General features: G+C 47.0%; 22 protein-coding genes. 12 read left to right on the forward strand and 10 right to left on the reverse strand.

Going from position 1 to position 25,328, the window contains the following annotated elements; translation table 11 throughout:
* Window positions 1-42: 42 nt before the first annotated feature.
* The gene (locus E1919_RS15090; protein ID WP_162054241.1) at window positions 43-411 is read right to left on the reverse strand and encodes a GerW family sporulation protein; all 369 of its coding nucleotides are present in this window, start codon (window positions 409-411) and stop codon (window positions 43-45) included.
* Between the two features lie 243 nt (window positions 412-654).
* Here E1919_RS15090 and E1919_RS15095 point away from each other — a divergent pair, with 243 nt between their 5' ends.
* Window positions 655-1,434 (forward strand): hypothetical protein, encoded by a 780-nt coding sequence (locus tag E1919_RS15095; protein WP_162054242.1) that lies wholly within the window; start codon window positions 655-657, stop codon window positions 1,432-1,434.
* Window positions 1,435-1,653: 219 nt separating this feature from the next.
* Here E1919_RS15095 and E1919_RS15100 read toward each other — a convergent pair whose 3' ends face one another.
* Complete coding sequence (locus tag E1919_RS15100; protein ID WP_162054243.1) at window positions 1,654-4,734, reverse strand: PAS domain-containing protein; 3,081 nt, start codon at window positions 4,732-4,734, stop codon at window positions 1,654-1,656.
* Between the two features lie 261 nt (window positions 4,735-4,995).
* Between E1919_RS15100 and E1919_RS15105 the strand changes: the two genes are divergently transcribed.
* On the forward strand, window positions 4,996-5,808 hold the full coding sequence (locus E1919_RS15105) for a polysaccharide lyase (protein WP_162054244.1): 813 nt from the start codon (window positions 4,996-4,998) through the stop codon (window positions 5,806-5,808).
* A gap of 127 nt (window positions 5,809-5,935) precedes the next feature.
* Here the strand turns inward: E1919_RS15105 and E1919_RS15110 are convergent, their stop codons facing one another.
* Window positions 5,936-6,643 carry a hypothetical protein gene (locus E1919_RS15110; RefSeq protein ID WP_162054245.1) on the reverse strand — a complete coding sequence of 236 codons (708 nt, stop codon included), beginning with the start codon at window positions 6,641-6,643 and terminating at the stop codon, window positions 5,936-5,938.
* Between the two features lie 189 nt (window positions 6,644-6,832).
* A complete protein-coding gene (locus tag E1919_RS15115; protein WP_162054246.1) occupies window positions 6,833-8,533 on the reverse strand; it encodes a L,D-transpeptidase family protein in 1,701 nt (566 codons plus the stop codon).
* A gap of 423 nt (window positions 8,534-8,956) precedes the next feature.
* Here E1919_RS15115 and E1919_RS15120 point away from each other — a divergent pair, with 423 nt between their 5' ends.
* Complete coding sequence (locus tag E1919_RS15120) at window positions 8,957-9,376, forward strand: DoxX family protein (protein ID WP_162054247.1); 420 nt, start codon at window positions 8,957-8,959, stop codon at window positions 9,374-9,376.
* A gap of 142 nt (window positions 9,377-9,518) precedes the next feature.
* Here E1919_RS15120 and E1919_RS15125 read toward each other — a convergent pair whose 3' ends face one another.
* The 4 genes from E1919_RS15125 to E1919_RS15140 all read right to left on the reverse strand — a co-directional run bounded on the left by E1919_RS15125 (window position 9,519) and on the right by E1919_RS15140 (window position 16,994).
* The gene (locus E1919_RS15125) at window positions 9,519-10,946 is read right to left on the reverse strand and encodes a TolC family protein (RefSeq protein ID WP_162054248.1); all 1,428 of its coding nucleotides are present in this window, start codon (window positions 10,944-10,946) and stop codon (window positions 9,519-9,521) included.
* A 13-nt stretch (window positions 10,947-10,959) separates the two neighbouring features.
* Window positions 10,960-14,133, reverse strand: a complete 3,174-nt coding sequence (locus tag E1919_RS15130) for an efflux RND transporter permease subunit (RefSeq protein ID WP_162054249.1) — start codon at window positions 14,131-14,133, stop codon at window positions 10,960-10,962.
* A gap of 36 nt (window positions 14,134-14,169) precedes the next feature.
* Complete coding sequence (locus E1919_RS15135; RefSeq protein ID WP_162054250.1) at window positions 14,170-15,312, reverse strand: efflux RND transporter periplasmic adaptor subunit; 1,143 nt, start codon at window positions 15,310-15,312, stop codon at window positions 14,170-14,172.
* A 566-nt stretch (window positions 15,313-15,878) separates the two neighbouring features.
* Window positions 15,879-16,994, reverse strand: coding sequence for an SGNH/GDSL hydrolase family protein (locus E1919_RS15140; protein ID WP_162054251.1), 1,116 nt, complete (start codon window positions 16,992-16,994; stop codon window positions 15,879-15,881).
* 259 nt (window positions 16,995-17,253) lie between these two features.
* Between E1919_RS15140 and E1919_RS15145 the strand changes: the two genes are divergently transcribed.
* The 5 genes from E1919_RS15145 to E1919_RS15165 all read left to right on the forward strand — a co-directional run bounded on the left by E1919_RS15145 (window position 17,254) and on the right by E1919_RS15165 (window position 20,473).
* Window positions 17,254-18,120 carry an aldo/keto reductase gene (locus E1919_RS15145; protein WP_162054252.1) on the forward strand — a complete coding sequence of 289 codons (867 nt, stop codon included), beginning with the start codon at window positions 17,254-17,256 and terminating at the stop codon, window positions 18,118-18,120.
* 326 nt (window positions 18,121-18,446) lie between these two features.
* On the forward strand, window positions 18,447-18,638 hold the full coding sequence (locus E1919_RS15150; RefSeq protein WP_162054253.1) for a DUF1059 domain-containing protein: 192 nt from the start codon (window positions 18,447-18,449) through the stop codon (window positions 18,636-18,638).
* A gap of 65 nt (window positions 18,639-18,703) precedes the next feature.
* Window positions 18,704-19,474, forward strand: coding sequence for a DUF5995 family protein (locus tag E1919_RS15155; RefSeq protein ID WP_162054254.1), 771 nt, complete (start codon window positions 18,704-18,706; stop codon window positions 19,472-19,474).
* A 179-nt stretch (window positions 19,475-19,653) separates the two neighbouring features.
* On the forward strand, window positions 19,654-20,268 hold the full coding sequence (locus E1919_RS15160; RefSeq protein WP_162054255.1) for a hypothetical protein: 615 nt from the start codon (window positions 19,654-19,656) through the stop codon (window positions 20,266-20,268).
* Window positions 20,269-20,308: 40 nt separating this feature from the next.
* Complete coding sequence (locus tag E1919_RS15165) at window positions 20,309-20,473, forward strand: hypothetical protein (RefSeq protein ID WP_162054256.1); 165 nt, start codon at window positions 20,309-20,311, stop codon at window positions 20,471-20,473.
* 37 nt (window positions 20,474-20,510) lie between these two features.
* Here E1919_RS15165 and E1919_RS15170 read toward each other — a convergent pair whose 3' ends face one another.
* Window positions 20,511-21,209: a haloacid dehalogenase type II gene (locus E1919_RS15170; protein WP_237144420.1), complete on the reverse strand. Its 699-nt coding sequence runs from the start codon at window positions 21,207-21,209 to the stop codon at window positions 20,511-20,513.
* Window positions 21,210-21,521: 312 nt separating this feature from the next.
* On the opposite strand from E1919_RS15170, the gene E1919_RS15175 reads away from it, so the two are divergent.
* The 3 genes from E1919_RS15175 to E1919_RS15185 all read left to right on the forward strand — a co-directional run bounded on the left by E1919_RS15175 (window position 21,522) and on the right by E1919_RS15185 (window position 24,029).
* Window positions 21,522-22,982, forward strand: coding sequence for a glycosyl hydrolase family 8 (locus tag E1919_RS15175; RefSeq protein ID WP_162054258.1), 1,461 nt, complete (start codon window positions 21,522-21,524; stop codon window positions 22,980-22,982).
* A 205-nt stretch (window positions 22,983-23,187) separates the two neighbouring features.
* Entirely contained in the window at window positions 23,188-23,541 is a 354-nt protein-coding gene (locus E1919_RS15180; RefSeq protein WP_162054259.1) for a DUF6152 family protein, read from the forward strand.
* Window positions 23,542-23,543: 2 nt separating this feature from the next.
* Window positions 23,544-24,029 (forward strand): DUF6644 family protein, encoded by a 486-nt coding sequence (locus E1919_RS15185; protein ID WP_237144427.1) that lies wholly within the window; start codon window positions 23,544-23,546, stop codon window positions 24,027-24,029.
* 2 nt (window positions 24,030-24,031) lie between these two features.
* Here the strand turns inward: E1919_RS15185 and E1919_RS15190 are convergent, their stop codons facing one another.
* Window positions 24,032-24,565: a hypothetical protein gene (locus E1919_RS15190; RefSeq protein WP_162054260.1), complete on the reverse strand. Its 534-nt coding sequence runs from the start codon at window positions 24,563-24,565 to the stop codon at window positions 24,032-24,034.
* Between the two features lie 313 nt (window positions 24,566-24,878).
* On the opposite strand from E1919_RS15190, the gene E1919_RS15195 reads away from it, so the two are divergent.
* Window positions 24,879-25,232 carry a DUF3140 domain-containing protein gene (locus E1919_RS15195; RefSeq protein WP_162054261.1) on the forward strand — a complete coding sequence of 118 codons (354 nt, stop codon included), beginning with the start codon at window positions 24,879-24,881 and terminating at the stop codon, window positions 25,230-25,232.
* Window positions 25,233-25,328 lie beyond the last annotated feature (96 nt).

A 25,328-nucleotide genomic window follows, 5' to 3' on the forward strand; every position in this document is an offset into this window, starting at 1 on the left:
GGCAGGAGCCGCAAAGGCACGACTGAAAGTAAAATTACTGGCTTACTTGCGGAAAATCTTTGTAATGCTCCGGGCGGTAAGCATGACTAGAACACCACTTATCGCAAATATTTTGATTATTGTCTGAGGGTCCTTTATGGAGCGAAACCGCGTACTTCCTTCGCTTATTTCAATATAGCCGACAGGAGTAAGCACCATACCGCCGCCGCCACCCGAGCCCTCTTCTCCTGTTTTCATGCCAGCCCCGCCACCAAAGCCATACACCGCCTTGGAAACTGGTATAACAGTAAAGCCATTTCGTTCTACAGGTTCTCCATAAATTCGCGCAGCGTTGGCTGCACCACCAAGTTTTTCTGCTATTCTTTCAACAAACGAGCTGGATGCGCTGCTTTGAGTATCTTGATTTTCCATTTTGCTTTCAAATTAACGGTATAGGAGGGATAATTTTCTAATGCTGTGGGATTAATACGACCTGATTTGAATATAAGAAAAATTCATATAATAACCTGAAAAAGCCATTGATTAAGTTGTAAAGGAGAGCATGATGTATGGTTACAAAGTTAACAGCAGATATGAGCTGCTGTAGTAGCAGATTTAAATTCAAGACTTTACCTTTGCGGCTTAAATTAGCTTTTTTAACCCTTTACATCCGGCATGTTTATTACTTCTACCAAATCAGGTATTCTTTTAAATAAAAAGTCTTTTCTACTAATACTGTTTTTTGCCCTCTCACTGCTAATTAACAGGCAGGCCGAGGCGCAGGTAATTTACCAGGGAGGTTCTAATGTGCAGCTTCTGTACGGCCGCAACTTAAAACAACCCGGTGATTTAGCGACTGTCACGGTAGAACATTTTGGTTCTTATGGTGCCCTAGAGCAGTTTGTTTTTGGTGATTTGTTTAATGATGCTAGTTTGGCAAGCCCGAACCTGTATATGGAGTGGTACCCGAAAGTGAGCCTGAGCCGTGCTACTGGGCGGGAGATAAAGTTGGGACCCATCAGTGATGTACTGCTGTCGGGCGGTATAAATGTCTTGTTCGGAGGCACGGAAGATTTCTTTGTTTACACGGCGGGTCCTGCTTTCAAGTTTCGGATTCCGGGTTCCGGTCTGCTGCAACTCGAAACATACTACCATAAGCAACTCGGTGAGGAATACGATGGCACCTATCAGCTAACGCCTAGTTGGGATGTTGCATTGCCTGTTTCGGAGAAGGTGCATTTGAGGTTCCGTGGCTTCATGGATTTTATAGGTGATCGTGGGCCTGGCAGCACACAGTACTTAACGCAGCCGCAACTTTTCTTGGACCTGGGGAACACCTGGGGCAAGCCCGGCAAAACGTACATCGGTTCTGAGTGGCGCTACTGGAACAATGTGGCTGGCATTGAGGGGCTGGAGGAGTCTTTCCTGCAGGCGAACCTGCTCATTAGCTTATAGAGAGCAGCCACAGCAGGGGAGAAGAAGCCCGTTTCATCACACTTTGCTGTGCCTGAGGCCGGAACAGCAGGAGAAAGGCCCACTATTTTATCTCTTTTTTCTGGAATTGTATATCACCACGAAGCAACGTTTGAATGATGTATGCGCATATCTTTTATACTGGTTACCTGAGACTTTAACCTACGTATGTATACCATTGCAATAGCTACCCTATTACATTTACTGCCTGATGTACACATGGAAAGTTGAACCGACACCTACCTCACTTTCCACTTCAATTCTGCCATCGGCATTTTCCACTATCCGCTTCACCATATAGAGGCCAACACCAGAGCCTTCCACGTGGTCGTGCAGGCGACCGAACATTTTAAAGAGCTTGTTGTCTTGACGCAAATCCATGCCAAGCCCATTGTCCTTGACTGAAAGAACGACAAAATCTCCTTCCAACCGGCAATTAATTTCTACCCTCGGCGCACAGTTGAGGGATCTGTATTTGATAGCATTGGATACTAAGTTATAGACTACGGAGCGCAGGTTCTTTTCAGAAAAGCGAATGGAAGGACAGGCGTCCACATTTACGTCCAGTTGTGCCTCTGCCGCTTCCAACTGTTGGGAAAGGTCCAGTTTTACTTCCCTGATTACTTCTGATAGATCGACCACAACAGCGTCCTGGCTGTTCTCCTTTTGTAGCTTGGTTACATCTGTCAGGTGCTCAATCGTGCGCTTGAAGCGTTCAATAGAGTCTTCAATCATGCCAGTTACTCCTTCGAGTCCCTGTGATTCTATTACGTGAGATGGCAGGGAGTCCACAAGTATCCGCAAGAGTCCTTCAATGTTAAAGATAGGTGCTTTCAGGTCGTGGGAGGCCGCGTAAATAAAGTTATCCAGGTCTATGTTGGTGCGGGTGAGTTGCTCATTTGCTATGCTCAGATCCTCATTCGTTGCGGCCAGCTCTCGGGTAAGTTCCTGTAGTGCTGCCTCCTGCTCTTTTCGTTCGGTAATGTCAATGATGATGGAGGCCAGGCCCAGCAACTCCCCACTTGAAGGATCCCTAATAGAAAAGCTATCATACTGCACTTTTATGGTTTCCCCTGTTTTAAAGTGCCGCAGACGAAACTCGCACACCCAGCGATCTTTATCTGCCAGGGCAGGCAGCATTACTTCCTTTACAAATGCTTTATCCTCTTCATGAAACAAATCGGCCATATTAAAATCTTCTACCTGTTCTTTTTCCAGACCTACCAGCTTCAGGCCGGCCGGATTGATAAAGATGCCCTTGCCATCGGGAGTTGCAAGCCCGATAAAGTCGGTGCTGTTCTCTACGAGGGTTACCATACGCTGCTGCTGCTGAGTTAGCGTTTGAAGTGCCAGATTTGAAGCAGACAACTTTTCATTTGAAGCCTTCAGTTCCTCAGCCAGGTCTTGTGCCTGTTTTTCCCTTTCTTCAATATGTTGCCGGGCCTCCACTTGCTCTGTAATGTCTTGCACAAGGGTATAAAATCCATCCAGTTTCCCATCCCTGAAATCAGGGACATAACTGGTCCGGATGTGTTTAACGAAATTTTCCCGGTAGGGCATTCTGCTCTCGAAATCCAGTCGCTCCCCAGCCAGTGCCCGTTTAATGTACTGTTTCACCTCCTGATATGCCTCTTCCCCGACTACTTCCCGTACGGGTCTGCCCAGCAGTTCTTCTGATTTCAAATTAAACCAGGCTTCGTATGCCTTGTTTGCAAAGCGGTATTTCTCTTCCTTATCCAGGTATCCTATCAGCACGGGTAGGGCATCGGTAATGAGCTTTAACTGTTCAGCGGTTTGTTCAACCTGTTGCCGGGCATGTACCTGATCGGTTACATCGTGGGCAAAGACCAGCACCCCATCCACGATGCTTTCTTCGTTGCGGCGGGCCTGGTATGTAAAGGTACTGTAAATCTCCTCCGGAGGAGCTCCCTCGTAGCGGGACAGCATCAGGGGCAGTTCCTGGACCACAATGGTTTCTCCCGTCTGGTAAACCTTGTTCAGCATACTCGGAATGGGGGAAGCTTTTAGTTCAGGTAGTGCCTTTAGCAAAGGTTTTCCCAGTAGCTCCCTTCCTGGAAAAATCTGCTGGTATGCCGGGTTAACCAGATCATACACCAAATCAGGACCGTTGAGAATGACAATGGGAGCGGGTGCCTGCATAAAGAGCTGGTGCAGCTGGTGGCGTTGAGTTTCTGTTTCGGCTTTAGAGAGCTGTAGTTCTCTTGTTCGCGCCAGCACCTGATCTTCCAGTTTTCGGTTCAGGTTTTGAAGTTCCTGTTGTGTATGTGAAATCTCTTTGTTCGCCTTTCTTATCTCCTCGTTTGCTGAGGCCAGTTCATCGTTCAGTTCTTGCAGGGCCTGCTCCCTCTGTTCCACCTTCTGCCGGGATAGTACCAGATCAGTCACTTCATAGGCAAATACCATAATTTCTTCTATGCTACCATCAAGACCATGTATAGGCTGATAGGTGAAGTTGTAGTAATTGTGCCCTAATCCACCGGTGTTGTCGTGGTCAAGCTGTACTTTCATTTCGTGTGCATGCACACTTACGCCGGTGCTAAACACGCGGTCCAGCAGCCCGAAAATAGGTTGCCCGGCCAATTCAGGCATCGCCTCGGCAATGGGTCTGCCCAACAGGGGGCGATCTCCTACTACCTGCTGGTAAGGTGGGTTTACCAGCTTAAAAACGTGCTGCGGTCCTTTAAAAATACAGATCATCGCCGGCGCCTGCATAAAGATATTGTACATCTCTTCCCGCTGCAGATCGGCTTCGGCGCGGGCAGCAACTAATTCTGCCCTGGTTATTGCCTGCTTCGCTGTACCGTTTTGAGTCTCCTGACCTCGCTGTTCCATTCCCTTAAGAGCCATAACCTGCTCCGTCACATCCTCCACCTTATAGATGATGTACAGGATATTTTCTTCGCTGTCAAGAACCGGAGAAATAGAAGCGTCCCAGTATTTCTCTACAAAATTGACTGACTGCTTCGGCTGAGAGATGTCGTAACGCTGCAGCCCCATTGGGTGTGGTTGTTTATGCTGGAGAACCCACTCCAGGGCGCGCCTCATGTTATCAATAGCATCTGTATTGTGCAACGTCGGGTTCGCGGGAAACACTTCGAAAAAAGATTTTCCCTGGATTTCTTCGCGTATTCTGCATGTGGCCTTCAGGTAAGCGTTACTGGCATTTAGAATGTTAAAATCAGGAGAAAGAATCAGGTATAAATCGGGTATGGTCTCAAACACGTGAAGTAGTTCTGGCGAGAGAGAGGTAACTTGTGTCATTTAGTAGTTAAATTAGGACGAAGGGGGGTGGCCAGCGCTAACCATATATACTAGTAACGTGGATACTATGGCCTTTGTTGACAAGAATTGAGGTATATAAAGCAGGGAAAGTGGTGTGTGGTATGCGGTATGCTTCAACTATAAGATTTTGCAACTAATTAGTAGTACATATAGAAGTTAAAGCGGGACAAAAAGCTGCTTGCGAAACGTCAATAATAAAAGGTAGATTGTAGAATAATAAAATGATGTAGATAGATTGGTATGAAGGCATTATCTATTCTGTTTCTGGCTTCTTTCCTGGCGGTCTTAAGGTCCACAAGTTTTGAGAGTCTCCCGAATGGTACTGCTTATATTAAAAATGCATGGGAGCAAGATGGCTTTGATACTGCCTGGGTGCAGACGCTGGATGAAAATTCGGCTGTAGATGATACTTATGCAGCCTCAGGTAACAAGTCGCTCAGAATCTCCTTCCCGAAAGGGAAGTTCGGGCCTTCGGAAAGTGGAGGCCAGGCTAAGCTAATGCTGAAGCCGCAATCAGAATATTACGCTTCCTACAAACTGCGCTTTAGCGAAAACTTTAGTTGGGGAGGTAAACACCAGGGTGGGAAATTACCCGGTCTGGCTGGTGGCGAGAACTGTAGCGGCGGGCAAAGCTGCGACGGAACCAATGGCTTTTCGGCCCGCTTCATGTGGAGAGAAGGCGGAAAGGCCGTACTGTACCTTTACCACATGGATAAGCCCGGACAGTGGGGAGAGGATCACCCGCTCAAACACAAGGACGGGTCTGAGGTAGTGTTCCCAAAAGGTGCCTGGATAAATCTGGTTGAGAGAGTGAAGGTAAATACGGTGCGCAATGGTCAGGCAAACAGCGACGGCGAGGTGCAGGTATGGTACAACGGAGAAGAAGTGCTGCACCTCTCAGGGCTTCGATTTGTACAAAACAGTAATCAGGTAGATAACTTCTATTTCTCCACTTTCCATGGCGGCAATACACAGGAGTGGGCTCCCATCCATAACAGCTGGATTTGGTTTGATGATTTGACTGTTACAGATGAGCCGGCAAAAGTGTTTTAGCCTTAGATTTTTTTGACTCTAACTGAAATCTGCTATGATTCGCGCTGCTATAAAAGAGAAGTGTTAGGACACTAACAGTTCATTTTGATTAGAGCAAACTAAATCATCAAGGTTTGAAATAGTAGCTTCAATAATAAAATTCATCCACATCGTCTGAAAAGTCTATCTCTTCGCCCAGCAGTTTATCCACTACGGCCTGCTGCATCTCTTCATATATCAACTCACCCTTCATTAGATATCTATTTGCATCCAGCATCACCTCATATATAGGCGTGTGTATGTGTTTGGGTATTTTGAAAATGCGCGGGTCATGTTTATCGAAAGGAGTGGGGACCTTCGAGTTAAACAGATATGGGATAAGAGTCTTGGAACAGCTGATAGCAATTCGGTGCACTTCGTGTTCCTCAAAATACTCCTGCAGCCGTTCGTTTATATTTTCAAAGAATTCTACCGTTTCCCCTAAACGAACCCTTGAACCGGCCCGGGACTTGCCTTTGGTTTTCAGGTATTTAATCTGGCTTTTTCCCTGTTTTTTCCGCACCATGTAAGAGCGGAACACTTTATGATAGAGGTTAACGCCGTTCTCAAAATAACCCATCGCACAGTTTCCGGACTGAATAAGCACAATCACATAGTTCACCTGAATTTCTTCCTCTGGTGTGTTTGCGCCAGGAGGGGGAAGCACAATGGGAAGCCTGAAATATACCTGCTCATTTCCCGCGTCATCTGACAGCACCATCCTGTGTTTATCCCTTTCATACGCAGTCGCAAAGGCACTGCTCCGGATACGTTGCAGCACTTGTTGTGATCGTTCCAGTGATATAAAACGGTTCATAGGTATTGGCGGCAAAACCTGAAATTAAAGAAAAGCATTCGTAATTTTAATGCTCCTGCTGTTTCTTTGTGAGGATGCGAAGGTTCTGTTGATGCAAAGGGACATTCAAAAACAGGTATAGGAGGAGAATTAAAGCAAAGACGCGGACTTTTGTCCGCGTCTTTGCTTTTTATAGATGATAGCTAATGTTTAAAACAGCTGTTGTGCCAGTGCATTGTCATGGCCGTACAGGTCATCTCTGAAATGAACCGTTCCATCGGCTTCCACCCATGTGGTGAAATACACCAGGTATACCGGCACGCTTTCTTCTAGGTCTACACGCTGTTGGTTGCTTGCATTCATAGCACTTCTAACACGGCTCGCGTCCCAGCCCGGCTTATCCTGTAGCAGGTATGTAGCCAGGTCGGCAGGGCGCTCCACACGCACACATCCATGGCTGAAGTCACGGTCTCTTTCATCAAAAAGGTGGTTGGCAGGCGTGTCGTGCAGGTATACGGCATATTCGTTTGGAAATATAAATTTAACACGGCCTAAGGAGTTATTCGGACCCGGACGCTGCCGGATGCGGTAATCAAAGTTATGCTGCGTCATGGTGTTCCAGTTTACATTATGAACAGATACCCGCTTTGCATTAGGACCAAAAGTATTCACCATCTCCATGTCCTGCGTTTCCAGCCAGTTGATATTTTTCTGGAGATGCGGTTTAATATCATCCTCTACAATGCTGTTTGGCACGTTCCAGTATGGGGAAAACATAAGGTACTGAATCTGATGACTGAACACAGGCGTGGAGTGCATTGTTTTACCGACCACGGCCTTCATTCGCATCATTTCCTCTCCGTTTTCCATCACAGTCACACGGAAGGCAGGTATGTTCACCATCACGTAACGGTTGTCGTCTCCTTTCGCAAGGTCTTTGGGTAGCCACCTCCAGCGCTCCATGTTCAGCACAATCTGGTCGATGCGCTCGTCCACAGGTACATTGAGTGACTTATACGTCTGCGGGCCCAGCACGCCATCTACTGCCAGTCCGTGCTGCTTCTGGAAAGTAGTTACAGCGTCCTTTACCTGCTGGTCATATACAAAATAGACAGAATCCTGCTCGTTTACCCGCTGTTGTGGAAGCAGGCGCCTGCGCACATCCAGCACGACTTCAGATGTATCGTTCAATTTTATAACACCTTCGCCATCCACTTTAGGCCAGCCACCACGTTCCTGTATCTGGCGGTACTGCAACAGAGCGTTCCGTAGCTTCAGGTAACCCTCGTGCAGGGCCTCAAACTCGTAATAGGGGTAGGTGCTTTCTCTTTCCTGCAGGATTGTCTCCAGCGCCTTGTTCAGCTTTATTTTATTTCGCTTAACCTCCCACTCAATGGATGCTGTGCTATGTGGGTCTACGGCACCTTTGTAAAAGTCAGAGGCATAGTTAAAGTAAGAAGCTGTCAGAGCCAAGTCAAGTTCCTGCTTCTTTTGCTGCTTGGTTGGGTCTTTTGCCGGTATGGCTTCATATGCCCTATAATTTTCCTGTAGGTCTATAACTTTATAATCTGCGGCAGTCAAACCTTCCTTGTGTGCTTTATCGATTGCTTGGATCAGCTTATCGGCCTGAGGTATTAGTGCATTGTTTTTAAACCAGGCCAGTTGAAAGTCCCGCTCCTCGTAAAACTGCTTTACCAGTTCCAGTTGATGCCGGTATTCGTTTTCATTGCCAATATACTCCTGTATATAATGGCGGTCGAACTTTGCCTTTTCGTTGCCGTTGGCAACATTAAGCGTATCAGAAGCAGTAGGTAGCGAGTTATTACTTGCTGCTGCCAAAAATGGCAACAGGAGCAACAGCATGCTTAAAGCTGCTTGTGGTAAGGGTGTATTCGTAAGTATTTTCTTCATTCGTTTTTTCTCTAGTAATGTTATTTTGTCTGGCTCCTGCACATCCGCATTCAAATGGAAGTATGTGCTGCTTATTGCACAGAAGAGTTGTACACTTGTATATACAAATATCAGGCCGTAAAAGTTTAAATATATCTGCAGTGGGATTGGTGTTATAGGGCTGTAGAAGGTATAGGAGGAGGTCGTCATTGGTACTTCGCTAAGGCTACCTTTTAGGTTGTACTGTTACGGGTTTATGAGGCGCAGCTGCAGAAAACAAAAATTTGCACAAGCTGTCATCCAGCACCTGCGGGGATAGCAGGGGAGGGAGATACTTGCCAATTTTAACTTTATCTCTTAATATACGTTTTTGCCATATATAAACACCTGCCTTATAATAATTTATAGGTTTTATTTATAATTCCACCTAAAAAGAAAAATGATATGGACAGATTCATAGGAAATTACAGCCCACACCTCTTCGCTGTTTTACGAATTGTTGCAGGACTCATGTTTGCGATGCACGGCAGTCAGAAGTTATTTGGCTGGCCGGGGGACGGCAACACGGTGGAACTGGTGTCAATGATGGGACTGGCAGGTATTATAGAATTCTTCGGAGGTCTTATGATTGCCTTTGGGTTGTTTGCCAGTTGGGCTGCCTTTATTGCCAGTGGTCAGATGGCAGCGGCCTTTTTTATGGCGCACGCCCCACAAGGCTGGAATCCTGTTATGAATGAAGGAGAGAAAGCTGTACTGTACTGTTTCCTGTTCCTGTACATTGCCGCGCACGGGGCTGGCATCTGGAGTATTGACGGTGCCCGAAACAAAGGGAAGAGACAAGAAACTGCTGCCCACCACAGGTAGCTAAATTGATGATTTAACTCAATTTATATACAGAAAAGCTGATTAGGATAACAAAACCAAATCAGCTTTTCTTCTGCTCAGCTCAAAACTAGGCTTAGGTTTAAATTCTTTTGTCCTTCTACTTTTGTCTCCTTACTTCCCGCTACTCCCAGCCGCCGCCGAGGGCACGGTACAGGTCTACTATGGCAAGAAAGATCTCTTTTCGGGTGTTCGCTTTGCTTAACTCGGCATCTAGCACACTTCCCTGCGCTGTAATTACTTCGAGGTAGGAGGCGTAGCCAGCCATAAACAAGTCGTTAGAGGTGCTCACTGCATTAATAAGTACTTCCGCTTCCTCTTCTCGAAGCGCATAGGCTTTCTTATAGTTTTCCACCCTTTGCAGGTTCGTTACCACCTCCTGATATCCCGTCAGGATGCTTTTCTGATAGGAGTAGAAGGCTTCCTTGTTCAAGGCTACGTTGCGGTTGAATTCGGAACGTATGACTCTGTTCTGGAAGATAGGGGCTGTGATGCCGCCTAAAAGTCCTAACACCAATGATTCCGGCGTATTGAAGATGGAAGGAAGGTTTCGGGTGTGTGCGCCGGCATATGGCGTGATGGTGAAGCTGGGAAGGAAGGCTGCCCTGGCCGCTTCCAAATCAGCTTTGGCGGCGATCAACTCAAGTTCTGCCTGCTGTATATCCGGCCTGCGAAGCAGCAGGTCAGAGGGTACCCCGGCATCGACTATAACGGGTAAATGCTGCCGCAGAATGGATTCACCCCTGGCAATGGGTTGCGGGTATCTTCCCAGCAAAAGATTCAGTTGATTTTCTACCTCTACTATCCGTTGGCGCTTCTCAAATCCCAAGCTTTGCGTGCGCAGCAGTTGGGCATGAAATTGCTGCACGGCTAGTTCGGTGGCTCTACCGCCTATCTTCTGTATCTTAATGATTTCGAGAGCTGTTTCCTGCAGCTCAATGTTATTTACAATCGCCTCCAGTTCATTATCAAGGCCCAGCAGCTCATAATAGAGGCGGGCTACCTCGGCCACGAGGGTGGTGGTGAGCAGGTGCTGCCCTTTCTCAGAGGCTATAAAGCGGGCGTAGGCGGCTTTTTTGCGGTTCTTTAGCCTGCCCCACAGATCAATCTCCCAGGTGCTTTGCAGCCCCAGGAAATAGTTCTGGGTTTGAGTTACCGTATTCCGATCGCCGTAGATGGTGCCGCTGAGCAAATTGTTATAGATATTGCCTGAGCGCGCTCTGAAACGGGCATCCAGCGAGGGCAGCATTGCGCCGCTGGCGATGTTGTAGTTTGCCCGGGCCATTTCAATGCGTTGGATGGCAGCCAGCTGGTCCAAATTGTTTCGGAGAGCTGTATCAATAAGACCTACCAGGTGCTTGTCATTAAAAAATATTTTCCAGGAAACGTCTCCCAGGCTGGTACTGTCGGGACTGTTCCCGAAAGCCAGCGGCATTTTGGCTGTGGCAGGTAGCTGTGGCGGCTTTGGGGGTTCAAAAACCTTACAGCTGGTTACCAGTGATAGCAGGAAAAAGAAGCATACATATTTATTTAAAGGTTTATTGATTGACATATAGCGGTTTAACTTAATTATGGGATACGGATACTTCAATATCTTCTGTAATAGGTTCAGGTTTCTTCTTAAGTTTTTTCTTACCCATCATCCCGGCAAAAAGAACATAAAGTCCCGGAATCAAAAACAAGCCGACGATGGTACCGATAAACATACCTCCGGCAGCGGCCGTACCAATGGACCTGTTACCCAGGGCACCGGCACCCGTGGCCATACACAGCGGTATAAGACCGGCAATAAAGGCAAAGGATGTCATCAGAATGGGGCGGAGTCTGGCATAAGAACCTTCTATGGCCGCTTCCAGCACCGACATTCCTTCCTGCCGCCGCTGGACAGCAAATTCCACAATCAGAATAGCGTTTTTACCTAGGAGGCCAATCAGCATAATCAGGGCTACCTGGGCATATACATTGTTCTGTAGCCCGAGCAGGTGCAAGGCAGCAAAGGCTCCGAACACACCAGCAGGCAAACACAGAATAACAGGCAGCGGGAGCAGGAAGCTTTCATACTGAGCCGCCAGCAGCAGGTATACAAACACCAGGCAGATGATGAAGATATAGATAGCCTCCTGCCCGGACGACACCTCCTGGCGTGTCATGCCATACCAGTCGTAGGTGTAGCCCCGTGGCAGTGTCTCTGCGGCAATCCTTTCGATGGCAGCAATGGCGTCACCGCTACTGTAGCCGGGGGCCGGGCTTCCTTTCACTTTGGCGGAGGTATACATGTTGTGGCGGGAGAGTTGTTCCGGACCGTACATTCTTTCCATGGTGATAAAGGTAGAGTAAGGCACCATTTCACCATTATTATTTTTCACCTGCAGGTTCAGCACATCTGCCGGCTTTGCACGGAAGCTTGGGTCGGCCTGTACCATCACATCATACATCTGCTCGAAGCGCACGAAATCCGATACATATAAACCACCTACAAGGGTTTGCAGCGTGCTCATGGCCTGGCTGATTGTTACTCCGTTTTTTGCAGCCATGTCCTGGTCTACATGAATCATATACTGAGGGAAGGTAGGGTCAAATTCAGAAAATGCACCAATAATTTCAGGGGCCTCTTCCAATGCCAGTACAAACTGCTCTGTCACCTGATCCATCTTCTGCATATTGCCGCTACCCGTGCGGTCAAGCACCTTCATCTGAAAACCACTGGAGTTACCGAATCCCGGTACGGTAGGAGGGAGAAAGAAACTAATCTCCGCGTCGGTAATATGCCGTGTTCTTTCTTCTAGTTTTAGGATTGTTTCATGGATAGATGCTTCCCGTTCGTTCCAGGATTTCAAGTCTATCATACCCATACCAAAAGAGGCTCCTGATAGCCCGGTGGAGAGGCTGTAGCCGGCGAGAGAGGAAAAGGATTCCACTTCCTCTATATCCGCTGTACTCCGGTTTATTTCGTCCAGCACGCGCTCGGTACGCTCCACTGTGGCACCGGCTGGCGCAGTCACATTCAGGTACACCACACTCTGGTCTTCAACCGGAATAAATCCGGTTGGTAGTATGGTAGCAATTCCCCAGGTGGCGGCAAAGAAGAACAGGAGCATCGCCACTGTAATCAGCCTGCGGCTGGCAAGAAAGGCAATGCTGCCTTTATACTTATCTGCAAAAGCATTATAACCACGGTTAAACCCGCCGAAAAAGCGCTGCAGGATGCTCTTTTTCTTCTTTTTGTCCTGGTGCGAGTTTTTTAGGATGATGGCGCACAAAGCCGGTGTCAGCGTCAGCGCATTCACTCCGGATATCACAATGGCAATAGCCAGGGTAAGCGAGAACTGGCGGTAAAAGACACCTACCGGACCTGACATAAAGGCTACGGGCACAAACACCGCAGACATTACCAGGGTAATTGCCAGAATGGCGCCGCTTATTTCATGCATGGCGGCAAAGGTGGCCTGGCGCGGTGGCAGGTTTTCCTCTTCCATCTTAGCATGCACTGCTTCTACTACCACAATGGCATTGTCCACTACAATACCAATGGCCAGCACCATCGCAAATAAGGTGAGCAGGTTAAGCGAGAAGCCCATGAGCTCCATAAAGAACAGCGTACCAATCAAGGCTACCGGCACAGCCAGGGCCGGTATAAGAGTAGAGCGAAAATCCTGCAGAAAAATAAACACCACTATGAACACGAGGATGAAAGCCTCTAAAAGTGTTACCAGTACGTTCTCAATGGAGGCATCCAGGAAACGGGAAACGTCATACGTGATTTTGTATTCCATGCCGGGAGGGAAGGAGCTGGCCTTTAGCTCCGTCATTCGTTCCTTTACCCGGTTTATCACATCCCGGGCATTGGACCCGGGCCGCTGAATGATCATGAGCGAAGCGGCTGGCTGTCCGTCAGTTTTCGAGATACGGCCATAGTTCAGGTTCCCCAGTTCTATGTCCGCTACATCTCCCAGCCGCAGCACAGAACCGTCCTCGTTGGCCCTGATAACTAGTTTTTGATACTGATCCGGCTCGAAAAATTTACCGGTGTAGCGCAGCACATACTGTAGCATCTGCGCATCTTTACCGGAGCTGATACCTAACTGGCCTGGAGCAGCTTCTATATTCTGGTTCTGGATGGCCTCAATTACCTCATCAGTAGACACCTTGTAGGCTATCATGCGATCGGGCTTCAGCCACACCCGCATGGAGTAATCCTTGGTGCTCATGATTTCGGCAAAGCCCACACCGTCTACCCTTCGTAGCTCCTGCAGTATGTTCAGGTCGGCAAAGTTGTAGATGAACTTCTCATCAAGCTCCGGGTCATCACTCATCACGTTGATGTAGAGCAGCAGGCCTTCCACCTCTTTCTCCACCGTAACCCCGGCCTTAATCACTTCTTCCGGTAAGTCACTTACAACTGTTGTTACACGGTTCTGCACTTCTACTGCAGCCAAATCCGGGTCTTTGCCGGCTTCAAAATATACTTTAATAGAAGCCGTACCCCTGTTACTGGACACGGAAGACATATACGTCATGCCCGGCACACCATTTATCGCTTTCTCTAGGGGAGTGGTCACGGTGTTTGCCACCACACTGGCGTTGGCACCCCGGTACTTGGCCCTGACGGAAACAGAAGGAGGGGCAATATCAGGAAAGAGGGCTACAGGTAAGGTAAAAAAGGCAAGTGCTCCCAGCAAAACGAAAAAGAGGGAAATAACAAGGGAGAGTACCGGTCTTCGTATAAAAATATCAAACATTCTGTCTAATTCTAAAAGCTATCGTCTCTTAATTAACTATAGTGTGGCTGCAATCAGACTATCCATGCCCACTGGTTTAGGCGTAATCTGCATACCACTTTCAATACTTTGAATGCCTTCCAGCACCACTCTGTCTCCTGGCTTCAGTCCGGACTCTACGATATAAAAGTTAGAGAAGCGGGTGCGGGGTACAAAACTCTTCATGCTGACCTGGTTTGTAGAATCTACCAGGAAAACATAGTTTTTGTCCTGGATTTCGAATACGGCTTTCTGGGGCACCAGCACAGCACCTTCTACTGCATTAGACAAAACGATATTACCTGAGGCACCATGCTTCAACGTTTTGTCAGGGTTTGGGAAACGGGCTCTGAAAGCAATAGAACCAGTACCGGATTTGAATTCGCTTTCCACGGTCTCGATATTTCCCCCGTAAGGGTAAGGGCTTCCATCAGCCAGGATTAACCGTACTTTGTTGTTCTTTTTCTCAGGGTCCTCTGCCTGCGTTTTCATATACTGCAGGTATTCATTTTCAGAAACGTTAAAATAAACATAGATGGCGCTGATATTGGAGGCTGTGGTTAACAGGGTGCCGTGATCTATCAGACTTCCGGTTCTATGCGGTATCCTGTCGATGATCCCGTCAAACGGTGCTCGGATGCTTGTGTAGGATAATTTAATGGCGGCATTCGAGATGGTGGAGCGGGCTGCCCCGATTCTGGAGTTGGCGGCGTCGAGTTTGGCTTTGGCGACATCGATTTCTGTTTCGGAGATCACGTTTTTGTCTACCAGCATGCGCAGCCTGTCAATCTCGAGTTTTATTCCTTTCGCTTCGGCGAGTGCGCCTTGCAGGTTTGCCCGGGCCTTTGCCAGTTCTTCTTTGTATTCCTCATCATTGAGCTTAAAGAGCAGCTGGCCTTTTGTTACCTCCTGTCCTTCGTCTACATACACCTTCTCTAAAAATCCCGGTACACGTGCCCGAAGTTCCACATTCTGGACCGCCTCTATATCAGCTACATATTGATGATGGAGTACAGTGTCTTTCGCAATGATTTGAGTGACAGGCAAAACCTGGTTTGCTTTTTTATCAGTAACCACCTGACTTTCGGCCGAACACCCCGCTATAAATAGTGCAACAATTAAAAAAAGTAGTGTAGGAAAGGCCTTTGTCTTATTATTCATAATTGAACGATATGGTTATAAGTGGTCTTCAGAGGTTTAATGCTTGCTCAAGCACTATCAAAAAAGACTAAAATCATTACCGGGGCGGTATATTTGAAGTCATATAAAAGCGTAGCATCCTCAGGATGCAAGCTTGTAAAGATGATATATAACTTTTCTAAGTCTCTATTTGACTGTTTACAAAAGCAAAGTCAACCTCTAAATTCCAGAAACATTAAAGAGATACTAAAATAAACGTCAGTTCACGCTTATTTGTTCAGCATAATGTATCAAATATAAGAAATAATGTAGGTTATGGCAAGGTGCTGTATGAATAGTATAATATGTAGATATAAGGCTGTAGCTATTAATATTAGAAGAAGCTGCACCCGCTGTTGGCTTTTGAGTATAATTTTTTAAAGATAATGTAATTTTTGTCTTGTTTGTTCCTCATGCAGAAATGTCAAAAAAATGCTCATTTGTGATAGAAATTTTTGCGTCCCGTGGTTGAGATCGGTTTCTTCTTAAATAAGATAAGCCACTCTCAAAGCTGAAAGTGGCTTATCTGTGCACTAACTGGAAACTGATTACATACCCGGCTGTAGCAGCTGGTTAAAAAAAGGCACCAGTTCCTGAGCCAGTACAGCATGCTCTTCCACGCTTGGGTGCCCGGTGCAGCCACTTGCCTGCATCGGCTGAAAGAAATGCAAGGCAACCGGCTTGTCAGCAGGATACCGGGCATCAATTCGTGACTTTACCTCTGTCAGCGCTTTTTGTAATGTCAGTCTGTTGTTACCGTTCACCATCGGACTGCTCAGCAGGGCGATTTGGGCCTGCGGGTACTTTGATTTTACCAGCTGCACGAATTTCACATATTCGTTTATGAAGCGTGTGCTGTCGAAAGGGAGTCTTTCTCTTTTGCCGTCGCCCTGGCTGAAGTCGTTTGTGCCTAAGGCAATGCTGACCACTTGCGGCGTATAGGTGCCAAAGTTCCAGCGTTGCGGGTTGCTGTCCTGGAAATTGATTTTCTCATATACCTGCGGCATGGCAGGGCCATCGCTGTTCCAGTTGCGGTAGGCGCCGATGCCGCTCACGCAGCTAATGATATAGTTGGCACCCACTGCCTCCGCCACCCTGGGGCCGTAAGCCATTAGGGCATTGTGCTGGTCGTGGTACTCGCCTGTGCCACAGGGCACCTCCGACGGATCGGCAGCGGCTCCGCAGGTAATACTGTTCCCTATAAATTCGATGACCGGGGCAGCAGGCTTTGAAACAGGCTGCACATTTACGCCCGTTACCTTCTCTATTGCAATGGGGCCGGTATGGGCTTCGGTTGCTTTATACACCCACACCGTATGCTTGCCACCTGTAGGCGCTTTGATAACAATGGGTTCTGCTGAATTCCCGGATACTTTAACTCTATTCTGGTAAACCCCGTCCAGCTCATACTGCAGGTAATTATGCCCGTTGCCATTCGGGATGGAAGCGAAAATGCGGCTTTCGTCTCCTTCAAAGGTATACCCGAAATGTACCGCAGAACTTATCAGCTCCAGATCATGAGCTAAATTCAAACTATGTCTCCCATAGGGCTGCAAGGCGGTTGCCGGTAGCTCCCCGGTTTCGACTGTGCTGCTTTTTATAGCCGTACAGCTCAAGCAGAACAGGCTCAGAGCGGCGGCAAGGTGTGTGTATTTCGATTTCATGCTGAAGTTTGACTGCTATGTATTCGGATGTGCAAGATGCACCACATTTTTTGGTGTTACAATGCTTTTGTAGCGAATTAGCTTGCGTATCGGGTGCAGCCATTAGTATAGCAGCCGTTCCCTCTATCTCCTAAAGTAAATGAGAGGGCTATAAGTTATTTCCGAATGGCTTAGGACAGGCAGGAAAAGTTTTTAACAAGCGGGTGCTACTGCCGTACAAAAAAGGGGTAACAATTCATTTTACTACAACACTTATACTATGGCAAACGAAGCAACATTTTCAAAAACATATACTATTGGCGGAGATCTTACCGTGAACAGAATGGGATTTGGCGCGATGCGCATCACTGGAGAGGGCATCTGGGGACCACCAAAAGACCATGATGAAGCGATACGTGTGCTGAAGCGCTCGGTAGAACTCGGTATCAACTTTATAGACACGGCAGACAGTTATGGCCCCCACGTTTCAGAGGAGCTTATTGCAGAAGCACTATACCCTTACCCCGAGGACCTGGTGATTGCGACAAAAGGAGGCCTCACACGCACCGGCCCTAACGTGTGGCCGATTAATGCGGACCCTGATTACCTGCAAAAGGCCTTAGAGGGAAGCTTGAAACGACTGAAGCTCGACAGGATTGACCTGTACCAGCTGCATCGTATAGATCCGGAGGTTCCATATGAAAAAACACTTGAATTCCTGCAACGGGTACAGGAGGATGGGCTTGTGAAGCACATTGGTCTTTCAGAAGTAACGGTGGAACAGATAGAGGAAGCACTGGAATATTTTGACGTGGTATCGGTGCAGAATAAGTATAGCGTCGACTTCAGGAAATGGGAAGATGAAGTGGAGTATTGTATAGACAAAAACATCGCTTTTATTCCCTGGAACCCGATAAACGCCGGTAATGTAGGTGCTTTAGAAAAACTACAGGAGATAGGGCAGAAGTACGATGCCTCCGCGCACCAGATAGCTCTGAGCTGGCTCCTGCACCGGGCACCGAACATCCTGCTGATTCCCGGCACATCCAAAGTGAACCACCTCGAAGAGAACTACAAGGCACAATCCATTTCTTTGTCTGAAGAAGACCTGGAGGAACTGGATGAGATAAAGCAGTCGGATAAATAAGACTTTCCAGCCTTATGGAGCAGTAACATAAATTTCTGATACAGAAGCGCCGCCCTGATATCCATCGGAGCGGCGCTATTTTATTTTCTAAAATTATAACATTTTACTTAAAATATAGATTTAATAGTGGTATTTGTTGTAAAGGATACTTTAAAGTAGCACGGCTATGAATGCGCATGCTTAGTATTGGGAAACATGTTTTTAGTGATAACGCCATAAACAGTGCTGTTACAAATTAATTATCAGGACCTGCTACAGCTTTTGTAAGCGCAAAGTTGTAGTGTATTCATGAATATCAGTATAGTAACTATATAAGTCCTAAAACCATGAAAAGATTAAACTGCCGCGATGCCGGTTTCGACTGCGAAGGCGTGATTCGTGCTGAAACCGATGAAGAAGTACTAAAACAGGCAAGCCAGCACGCAGGTGAGGTGCACGGTGTAACTGTAACAACAGAACAGGCTGCACAACTAAGAACGCTGATTAAAGACGAGGGTATAAGAAATGGCGTACATTGAGCAGGTTCAAAGGAGTATCATCTTAAATATTATTTAAATTATAATGTGTACAGACCCTGCATAAGATGCCACTCCTTAAAACAGTATGTAAAACGACAGATGAAGTAATTGCAGCCCTTGACGATATCATCCAGCATAGTATCAGCACCAACGACAGGGCTGGATATTTTGCTGTGCTGTACTACCTCGTGACCTGCCGTGTGAAGGAGGGAATCATCCATAATGAGTTTGATGATGGACCACGTATGGAGCGGCTCGATGTGTTATTTGCAAACCGATACCTAGAGGCATGGCACCTCTGGAAGGGAGGCAAACAAACAACTGCCTCCTGGGGCGTTGCTTTCAGAAGTGCTACGCTTGCACCGGCTATCATCCTGCAGCATCTTCTCTTGGGTGTAAATGCACACATCAATCTGGACTTAGGTATAGCAACCGCTGAGACAATGAAAGGTCAGCACCTGCCGCTCATCAAGGGAGACTTCGACAGGATAAACGCCATACTCAAGGCAATGGTAGACAAGGTGCAGGACAACCTGGGAAAAGTGTCTCCGTTGATGGGGCTGCTGGACATGTACAGTAAAACGCACGATGAGTTGCTGGTAGGGTTCAGTATAGTGGCAGCCAGGGAAGGCGCCTGGTTATTTGCAAATGAACTGAGTCATAAAACAGGAGAAACCTACCAGGAGTGTATTCTTAACCGCGACAGACGAATAGCTGGTTTAGCCAGGCGCCTGGCAAGCCCCTCCAGTTACTTTATAGGGCTGGTTCTGAAAGCCATCCGGGCTTCTGAATGGCGAACTCCTGCGGCCAACATTCAACTCCTTAACATTATCTGAGGTAACGTCGACTGCAAATTCGCAGCACAAAAGTTTATAATTGTAAATTCATAACAGCTAATAAAAGTTAGTGAGATAGGTGCGAACAGAGCACAGCAGCAAATTCTTTGAATTTTAAAAAATACTTTTTGCTGTTGTGTTAGATTCTATATATTGTATCGTTAAAACAATATATAACTATGTACAAACTTAAACAACTTCTGATTTTCTGCCTGATAGCAGGCGCACTGGTATCATGCGGCAAAGAAAGTGATCCGGAACCGGCATCAACTGCAGAGCAGGACTACCTTCCAACCACAGTAGGTTCTACCTGGGGGTACGGGGGTATCTCGCCCTACACCTTAACTGTTACGGGGGAAACCAAGGTCATCAATGGTAAAACCTTTCACGTGATGGAGACGACGCAAGGTACTGAGAAAAGAAAATCCTACCTATTGAAAGAGAAAGGAGTTTACACGGGCATTGGTATGCATCCTGATCTGGGAGACGTGGAGATTGCAATCTTAAAAGAGGAGACGCCAGTTGGGAAACCCTGGGAGCAGACGAATATAATAAACGATGTAGAGACTAAGATGACTTTGAGCATTGTTGAAAAGGGCATTTCTAAAACGGTAGAAGGTAAAACATATCAAAACGTAATTAACGTGAAAATGGAAACCTCCTATATTTTCATGGGTATAGAAGTAGAGTCAGGCGTTGCTACCAACTATTACTTTGCCAAAGGTGTAGGAATTATACTATCAGATTTTGGTGCTATGGGACAGGTTCCTTTGCTGACCTATGATGTTAAATAAAACCCTTTACCGATTCTGTCTGTAGTTTTGCTGACTTTCAGTGAAACAGAAAGAACTGAAAACTAATGCAAAGAGAAAAGGCAATGGCATTTTAGGGCTGTTGCCTTTTCTGCTTGTAAAATACATGATGAAAGCGGACAAGCAGATTGCGGATTACAAACCCACTTCTCATTATTTTCAGTTTATTAATCCAAAACAGCTTTAAACAGCAGAATAGAATGTGCAAAATGCACCTGTGGCAATCAGTCCTCTTTTCCCATAGCAATTAGAGTATCTGCTAAATCAGAAAGGGTAGGGGCCGATAATTCCGGTGCCGGGGCCAGCGGGTAAAGCACCTGGCCAGAGCGGGAGATAAAGGCGGCCCTGGCACCGGCACGGAGTGCGCCGGCCATATCCCAGCCATGGGCAGCTACCATCATTACTTCTTCCAACTTTACGCCCAGCTTGTCTGCTGCATATTGGTAAGGGCTGGGATGGGGCTTGAATTTTTCCACGGCATCCACACTCAGTGTCGCTTCAAAAAAATCTTTCAGGCCTACTTTCTCCAGGTGCGGTATACTTGACTTAGCGGGAGAGTTGGTAAGTGTCGCCATTCTGAAACCCGCCTCCTGTAGCTTTTGCAGCCCCGGAATCACATCGGGGTGTGGTTGTGTGTCCTTTACCATCGCCACCAGTTCTTTTTGCTTTTCCTCTGACACATCCTGGCCTATCACCGCTGCCGTCATACGCATTACCGCCTGGCCAACTTCACTGAAGGTGTGGTATTTATCTGTTACATTTTCAACGAGCGCGTACTCCAGGAGCTGCGCAAACCAAAATTTAAAGGCCAGTTCATTTTTAAAGGCTTTGTTTACTGCCTCCTGCATGTCAGACATGTCCAACAAAGTTTCATTAACATCAAAAAGCAACAATGCAGGTCGTTTATTGGAATTATTTTGCATCTGGTTTGATTAAGGAATTTATACATCCTGATGTCTCTATACGAAGCATGCTGCTCTGGAGTCCTTTTTCGTGTCTGGTTTTCCGTGAAGCATAAACCAGAGTAGGTTGTTGATAGGAAGCAAGAAGTGCAAGGCGTAGTGTTTCTCCGCCGTGCACCCTGGTAATACACCATAAAAGGCAACGGTGGTTTTTTTTATTTTCCTATTTCTTTTAATCAAAGGAATAATATATTCAAATAAGTCTTATGTTATGGCAATAGCTTCAGCATAGGGTGGTATATTTATACTTGAATTTTAAAACTGACAAAATCAATGAGAAAACCAATGCTCTACGCCTTCTCCTTCTTGTGGGTATTATGCACCATGGCGGGATGTGGCAAAGATGAAGAAACTGTAGAACTGGAAACAATGGTCGACATTACGGTGAAGAATGCAGCTGGCAGTGCCGAAGCAAACCGGGATGTATACCTGTTTAAAAACCCTTCCACAGAGGCAAGCGGCCGTACACCTGCAAACGCATTAAGAAAAATTGCCACCAACACCAATGGTGTTGCTAAATTCGACTTACAAACAATCCCGGATCTGGCATCAACAGGCACTTTGCATTTTACAGTATTGGACGGAGCTCAGAATGATGTGTTGGGCTCAGTTGCTATAAATTATACAAAAGGCCAGTCAGTGGCAAAAGAGCTGGTACTCCAGGATAATAGTACACCTGACCCTGAACCTGTTTCTGCCTACGAATATGGTTTTATGCCCACCACCGTTTCGCATGAGCTTGCCATGAGTGAGTATGAACGCTGGAAAACCACACAGGTAGTGCCTTGTAATGGCGGCCTGCGGGTAGTTGCAGCACCTGCCAACGAAAGCAAAGTGGAAGCCATTGGATTCGGACTTATGCTGGCAGCTTATGCGCAGGACAAAGAGACGTTCGATGGTATACACAGATTTTACAACAGCAAGCGCACGGTGCAGGCAGCAAACATGATGGCCTGGTCGGTTACCTGCAGTGGGGTTCTGGACCCAGGCAGTGCAACTGACGGCGACATTGACGTAGCCTTTGCACTGATTGTAGCTAGCAAGCACTGGGGCGACACTTACTTAGATGCTGCCAAGGAAATTCTTCAGATCATCAGAACAAACCTCATTGTGCAGTGCAGTGTGAACGGGGAAAACATGTACATACTGGCTCCAGGCTATTCGAACGGAGCCTGGGGTGGATGCGGCATGACAGACGTGATGTACCACACCCCTGCCTTTTTCAGAGTATTTGCAGAGGTAACAGGAGACAACGTGTGGGAGCAGTTAGCAGATGACACCTACAAGCTGTTAGAAAATGGTGCGCACCCGACAACAGGCTTAGTGCCTGACTGGCAAACTGCCAGCGGCACTCCCGGCCCTGGTGGGCGGGCAGGTCACTTTGGCTACGACGCCTGCCGTGCACCTTGGAAGCTAACTTTAGACTATCTCTGGAATGGAAATACGAAAGCCGAAGAATGGACAACTAAAGTATCGGGATGGGCAAATCAGGTGGGCCCTGCTAACATTGTGGATGGCTACGAACTAGACGGTACGCCAATCGGTACAAACGGATTGAACAGCTCTTTCCTGGGTGGCTTTACCGTTGCCTCCATGAGCCACAGCCAAGACCGTGTAAATAGGTTTGGTACAGAGTTAAGTAAGCTCAGAGACACCTACTGGTTTAACATCAACACAAGGGTGCTTTACCTGTTTACCTTAACAGGCAATTTCTGGAACCCGCTGGATAGATAAATTTTAAGTGCTATAGCGGAAGTGCTTTTCGCTCACACAGCGAATACTCTCGCTGAAAGCATGAAAAGAAACAAAGAGGCCCGGTGTCATGCATTGGGCCTCTTTGTTTTTAGATCATTTTCCTGTTAAGCGCAAGGCAGTTTACATACACTTTTTTCTGTTTCCTTCGTTTTTACATAAGTGTTTCACTTTCAGATTTATACTTATGATACTAGCTGCCAAACTACTACTGTTTCTATTCTTGCCGCTGTCTGTAGCCTTTTCAGCTTTACATCACGGATGGGCAAATTACGACCAGACCAATACGCTGGATTATACCGGCCAGGTAGAAGAAATCACCTATGAGAACCCCCATGGCATGTTGAAACTACAGCATGAGGATGAAACCTGGACGGTTGTACTGGCCCCACCCAGCAGAATGAACTCCCGCGGCCTGACAAATGATATGGTCCATGTTGGCGATGAGGTGCGGGTAGTGGGGTATCCGCATAAAGAAGAGAAAAATGAGATGCGTGCAGAGCGGATATATGTAGGAGAAAAAAAGATAGAGCTACGCTAGCGGTGCCCATTGCCCTGGCAGGGCTGATGCAGGACCTGGAGGCTTCAGCGCTGGCCAGTGCCATCCGGCAATCTAACTGGTTATACCCTTTTCTGGAGATTCTGCACATCCTGGGCATCGTATTGCTGGTAGGTGCCGCCTTTCTGTTCGATCTGCGCTTGCTGGGCTTCTCCAGAAACCTGCCTGTCCCGGACCTGGCCCGTCATGTATTGCCCTGGTCCAGGAGGGGCTTATACCTTATCGTTCCTTCTGGTTTATTGCTGTTCAGTACCAATGCGGTGGCCCTGGCAAGCGATCCCGTTTTTCATATCAAGCTGATCATGCTGGCGGTAGGCGGTATAAATGCAGGGTTATTTCATCGGTACATTTTTTCTACGGCACAAGGCTGGATGCATGGCAACACACCTGGGATGGCTAAAGCAGTGGCAGTATGCTCCATCGTGGTGTGGGTGGTCGTGATTGCCTGTGGGCGTTTGCTGGCTTATTAGTATTACTTTTCCGCTTTTACTGCTTTTTGCAACTCGGCTTTGTTCATTTTGCTGCGGCCGCTGATGTCCAGCTTCCGGGCTTCTTTCATTAGATCTGCTTTGGTGGGCGTATTATCCTGCTCTTTTTTTACTTCTTTTAAGGCTTGTTTCACTGCAGGGGTATAGGCTACATGCTGATTTCCTTTTTTGGAGCCTTTCGCTTTCTTTTGCTCGGCCTCCTTTTTCTCCTTTTCGCTCAGTTTTTCCCATGCTTCTTTGGGTAGATACTGGCTGGTTTTGCCATCGTGGCGGGCGTCAGCATCACCGTCCTTCGTCTGCCAATCCTCTTCCGTCCATTTCTCCAGCGACTTTGCCTCCTTGTCTTTTTCGCCTTTGTAGCCGCCACCCTGCTTTTCGTACTCCTGCACCAGCAGCTGGCTCTTGCGTGCCGACCATTGTCCTTTCTTGCCTCCCTTATCCGAAGCCACTAACTCGTCTTTGATTTTCTCCCGCAGCTCCGGCTTGGTGTACTGCGCCTCGTTTCTGCTCTTTGTCATAGCTTATTTTGATTGTTTTACTTTCAGTAAACAATGCAGAAAGGTATAAGTTTTGAATGCAGGGGTTGTATGGGATGAAATGAAGGTGCGTTAATCCCGCTGCTCCTGTATGTATTTTCAGTTACGCACCCGGAAGAGAAGTGGACTTAATTTAAAGCAAAAGATGCATTACCCTTACATCTATACTTGCTGTTTCTATAGAGTATAACACAGCAAATTATTACAACTCGCGGGAAAGACTAATCAGTACGTCACTCCCTTAACTACTTAGCAGCTATGAAGTATACTAATTCAACAATTCAACAATTCAACAATGGCACATACAGATTTCGATAAGGAAGAGCGCGAGCAGATTTACCAGGACTTTAAAGAAGCCGTGAACATGACTCCTTCTGAACTGGAGAAATGGTTAAAAACCGAAGAATCTAAAGAAGTAGGTTATAAGGAAGATGATGCTGCTGAATCGGTAGGGCACGAATCTGGGAGGAAAATCATTAAGATTCTTCACACAAAAAAAGCAGACCTGACAGATACAGACTATGCACACATGCGCAAAGTAGTAGGCTATGTGCACCGGCATACAGCACAGCGACCTTCCGGTGACATCGAAAATACGCCGTGGCGATACTCTTTGAAAAACTGGGGCCATGAGCCAAAGAAGAACTAAAGTATAAGGACTGGGCCTGGTGGTGACATGCTCCGTTAGCGCCAGCTAGTGCTACTGTTACACTTGCTGCATGTGCTGCAGCATACCATACGAGTG

The sequence above is a fragment of the Pontibacter pamirensis genome (assembly GCF_010015475.1).
In the GTDB taxonomy this organism is placed as follows: Bacteria; Bacteroidota; Bacteroidia; order Cytophagales; family Hymenobacteraceae; genus Pontibacter; species Pontibacter pamirensis.

What these genes read in the sequence shown, in the direction of transcription:
- E1919_RS15090 (WP_162054241.1), bottom strand. Translation starts at nt 411, where the DNA reads ATGGAAAATCAAGATACTCAAAGCAGCGCATCCAGCTCGTTTGTTGAA.
- E1919_RS15095 (WP_162054242.1), top strand. Translation starts at nt 655, where the DNA reads ATGTTTATTACTTCTACCAAATCAGGTATTCTTTTAAATAAAAAGTCT.
- E1919_RS15100 (WP_162054243.1), bottom strand. Translation starts at nt 4,734, where the DNA reads ATGACACAAGTTACCTCTCTCTCGCCAGAACTACTTCACGTGTTTGAG.
- E1919_RS15105 (WP_162054244.1), top strand. Translation starts at nt 4,996, where the DNA reads ATGAAGGCATTATCTATTCTGTTTCTGGCTTCTTTCCTGGCGGTCTTA.
- E1919_RS15110 (WP_162054245.1), bottom strand. Translation starts at nt 6,643, where the DNA reads ATGAACCGTTTTATATCACTGGAACGATCACAACAAGTGCTGCAACGT.
- E1919_RS15115 (WP_162054246.1), bottom strand. Translation starts at nt 8,533, where the DNA reads ATGAAGAAAATACTTACGAATACACCCTTACCACAAGCAGCTTTAAGC.
- E1919_RS15120 (WP_162054247.1), top strand. Translation starts at nt 8,957, where the DNA reads ATGGACAGATTCATAGGAAATTACAGCCCACACCTCTTCGCTGTTTTA.
- E1919_RS15125 (WP_162054248.1), bottom strand. Translation starts at nt 10,946, where the DNA reads ATGTCAATCAATAAACCTTTAAATAAATATGTATGCTTCTTTTTCCTG.
- E1919_RS15130 (WP_162054249.1), bottom strand. Translation starts at nt 14,133, where the DNA reads ATGTTTGATATTTTTATACGAAGACCGGTACTCTCCCTTGTTATTTCC.
- E1919_RS15135 (WP_162054250.1), bottom strand. Translation starts at nt 15,312, where the DNA reads ATGAATAATAAGACAAAGGCCTTTCCTACACTACTTTTTTTAATTGTT.
- E1919_RS15140 (WP_162054251.1), bottom strand. Translation starts at nt 16,994, where the DNA reads ATGAAATCGAAATACACACACCTTGCCGCCGCTCTGAGCCTGTTCTGC.
- E1919_RS15145 (WP_162054252.1), top strand. Translation starts at nt 17,254, where the DNA reads ATGGCAAACGAAGCAACATTTTCAAAAACATATACTATTGGCGGAGAT.
- E1919_RS15150 (WP_162054253.1), top strand. Translation starts at nt 18,447, where the DNA reads ATGAAAAGATTAAACTGCCGCGATGCCGGTTTCGACTGCGAAGGCGTG.
- E1919_RS15155 (WP_162054254.1), top strand. Translation starts at nt 18,704, where the DNA reads ATGCCACTCCTTAAAACAGTATGTAAAACGACAGATGAAGTAATTGCA.
- E1919_RS15160 (WP_162054255.1), top strand. Translation starts at nt 19,654, where the DNA reads ATGTACAAACTTAAACAACTTCTGATTTTCTGCCTGATAGCAGGCGCA.
- E1919_RS15170 (WP_237144420.1), bottom strand. Translation starts at nt 21,209, where the DNA reads ATGCAAAATAATTCCAATAAACGACCTGCATTGTTGCTTTTTGATGTT.
- E1919_RS15175 (WP_162054258.1), top strand. Translation starts at nt 21,522, where the DNA reads ATGAGAAAACCAATGCTCTACGCCTTCTCCTTCTTGTGGGTATTATGC.
- E1919_RS15180 (WP_162054259.1), top strand. Translation starts at nt 23,188, where the DNA reads ATGATACTAGCTGCCAAACTACTACTGTTTCTATTCTTGCCGCTGTCT.
- E1919_RS15190 (WP_162054260.1), bottom strand. Translation starts at nt 24,565, where the DNA reads ATGACAAAGAGCAGAAACGAGGCGCAGTACACCAAGCCGGAGCTGCGG.
- E1919_RS15195 (WP_162054261.1), top strand. Translation starts at nt 24,879, where the DNA reads ATGGCACATACAGATTTCGATAAGGAAGAGCGCGAGCAGATTTACCAG.